The 2,786-nt window shown below is 34.5% G+C and carries 4 protein-coding genes; 2 read left to right on the top strand and 2 right to left on the bottom strand.

From position 1 onward, the window contains the following. The first annotated feature begins 108 nt into the window (after positions 1-108). Positions 109-516, top strand: a complete 408-nt coding sequence (locus tag P8H68_RS13695) for a hypothetical protein (RefSeq protein ID WP_300326375.1) — start codon at positions 109-111, stop codon at positions 514-516. Here the strand turns inward: P8H68_RS13695 and P8H68_RS13700 are convergent, their stop codons facing one another. Beyond that, on the bottom strand, positions 517-1,197 hold the full coding sequence (locus tag P8H68_RS13700) for a rhomboid family intramembrane serine protease (RefSeq protein ID WP_300326378.1): 681 nt from the start codon (positions 1,195-1,197) through the stop codon (positions 517-519). Between the two features lie 78 nt (positions 1,198-1,275). Between P8H68_RS13700 and P8H68_RS13705 the strand changes: the two genes are divergently transcribed. Further along, on the top strand, positions 1,276-2,550 hold the full coding sequence (locus P8H68_RS13705) for a replication-associated recombination protein A (protein ID WP_300326381.1): 1,275 nt from the start codon (positions 1,276-1,278) through the stop codon (positions 2,548-2,550). Between the two features lies 1 nt (position 2,551). On the opposite strand, the gene P8H68_RS13710 is transcribed toward P8H68_RS13705, so the two are convergent. Next, positions 2,552-2,786, bottom strand: a 235-nt coding sequence (locus tag P8H68_RS13710; protein WP_300326384.1) for a hypothetical protein, incomplete at its 5' end; no start/stop codon positions are given.

Consider the following 2,786-nt stretch of genomic DNA (forward strand, 5'->3'; position numbering starts at 1 on the left):
CAAGCTACTTTAGACAAAATTGAATTGGTAGTTGCCGCTAAAAAATAAACTAAGTTTAGATTTCACTATACATTCTTTTGTGTATCTTTAAATTCTAAATATACCCCTATGAAAACTTTTATCTACGTATTTCTATGCGTCCTAGTTGTCAATCTAATTTCTTGTGATAAAAAAACTGCTTGTACCGATTTTAAAACGGGTACTTTTTTGATTTCAAAGGATTCTTTGTTTGAAAATGCAGCAACTCTTATCAAAACAAAGACGAGTCAGCAACAAATTTCCAGTAAGGGTGATACCTTATTTGCAAATGTTAAGTGGCTCAATGACTGCTCCTACACATTAACTTTTGATAAAAACAAAATGCACTTGACTCCTTTCCATATCAATATAAATACTAGAGGTGGAATTTTAGTAGAGTTTGGAATCCCACATGGAGATATCATGCCTTATATTTCTGTAATCAAAGGAGAAACCAAAACAGAAACCTTCAATGGGTATCTGAAAAAAATAAAATAATTACTCTGTTGCTTCTTCCTCTTCTTTACTTTCTGGATGAGGTGGAGGATTAAAATTCCCATTCTCGTCAAATAGCAAATCAAATTCAGTTTGCTTGTACACATATTCCTTTTTTTGAGGACCAATTTTCCTATACACTATTGAAAACGCAAACCCTACAAGTAAGCCTGACAAATGACCTTCCCACGATATTCCTTTTTCAATGGCAAAGACATACCAAAACATACTCCCATAAAGAAATATAACAACTAAAGAAACGGATATCAACCGGAAGTGCTTTCTTAAGATACCGCTAAAAAAAATAAAACTAAACAAAAGATATACGACTCCACTCATTCCTATATGATACCCCTTACCACCTATTAACCAAGTAGAAACACCAGTCAACAACGTTCCTAAAATCAATAGTTTAAAAGCAATCTCTTTATAGAAATAAAACAACATTGCAATAAAAACGAATATTGGAATACTATTATTAAATAAATGCTTGGTATCTGAATGAATAAAGGGAGAACATAAAATTCCTTTAAGTCCGGATAAAGTTCTTGGTAAAACCCCGAACCTTGTAAAATTTAGAGAAAACTTTATTTCAATCCAATACACTAACCACATCAAAAAAACGACCAATACTGGAATTCTAAAAACATTTTTTGAATAGGTAAACGGACTGGTCTCTTCCATGAAAATTGTGCTATAGTTTGAAGCTAATTTAAACTTATTATCCGAAAAAATTCTCTATCAAAATTGTATTTTTACAACATGAACGAACCATTAGCAGAACGTATCCGACCGAAAAACTTAGAAGACTACATCAGTCAACAACATTTGGTTGGACAAACGGGAATATTGACCCAACATATAAAAAAAGGTATCATCCCTTCTTTAATTTTATGGGGGCCTCCTGGAATAGGAAAAACAACCCTTGCTAATATTATTTCTAAAGAATCTCAACGCCCATTCTACACACTAAGTGCTATCAACTCTGGTGTAAAAGATGTCCGAGAAGTGATCGAAAAGGCACGTCAAAGTGGAGGATTGTTTACTGCTAAAAACCCTATTTTATTTATCGATGAGATACATAGGTTTAGTAAATCACAACAAGATTCTTTGCTGGCGGCTGTGGAAAAAGGTTGGGTTACGCTTATTGGTGCAACCACTGAAAACCCAAGTTTTGAAGTCATACCCGCCCTATTATCTAGGTGTCAGGTCTATATCTTAAACTCTTTTGACAAAACAGATTTAGTCAATCTTTTGGAAAGAGCTATGAAACAAGATGATCTGATAAAGTCAAAAGAAGTCATCTTAAAAGAAACCGATGCATTGATTCAAGTTTCTAGTGGTGATGCAAGGAAACTACTCAACGTGTTTGAGTTGGTTGTTTCTTCTGAAGAGAAGCCGGTGACAATCACCAACGAACTCGTTTTAAGCAAAGTTCAAAAAAACACTGTTCGTTATGATAAAACAGGAGAACAACATTATGATATTGTATCCGCATTTATAAAATCCATTCGCGGTAGTGATCCGAATGCCGCTGTCTATTGGTTGGCAAGAATGATTGAAGGTGGAGAAGATGTTAAATTTATTGCGCGTCGATTATTAATTGCTGCTTCTGAAGACATTGGAAATGCAAACCCAACAGCATTGATCATGGCTAATTCTACTTTTCAGGCGGTTACAACTATAGGACACCCGGAATCAAGAATTCTATTAAGTCAATGTGCCATCTATTTAGCAAACTCTCCAAAGAGTAACAGCTCCTATGTGGCTATCAATGAAGCACTACAACTCGTGCAAAACACAGGAGATTTGTCCGTGCCCTTGCACTTAAGAAATGCTCCAACGAAACTTATGAAAGATCTTAACTATGGGAAGGACTATAAATACTCTCATAACTATGAAAATAATTTTGTTTCCCAAGAGTTTTTACCCAAAGAAATAGAAAACACAAAATTCTACGAACCTAGCAATAACTCACGCGAAAATGACTTTAGGAATACCCTAAAAGCGAGGTGGCAAGAAAAATACAATTACTAAATTATTGTTTTGTAAACTTCATGGTGGTAATTCCAGTAGGTGCTGAGAAATCCACATGCAACAATCCTTGTTCGTCAAAATAAGCGATTGTATTGATAAAATTACCATAGGAATCTTTCCATTGTGTTTTGAATACATTCGGCAATGAGGTTTCAAACAACTTACAAATCACATCACCTTGAGTGTAGTTTATCGATTCACTTGATTTTACTTTTCCGATATAACTCCCTCCTGTT

This window comes from Flavicella sp. (assembly GCF_029238425.1).
Taxonomy (GTDB): domain Bacteria; phylum Bacteroidota; class Bacteroidia; order Flavobacteriales; family Flavobacteriaceae; genus Flavicella.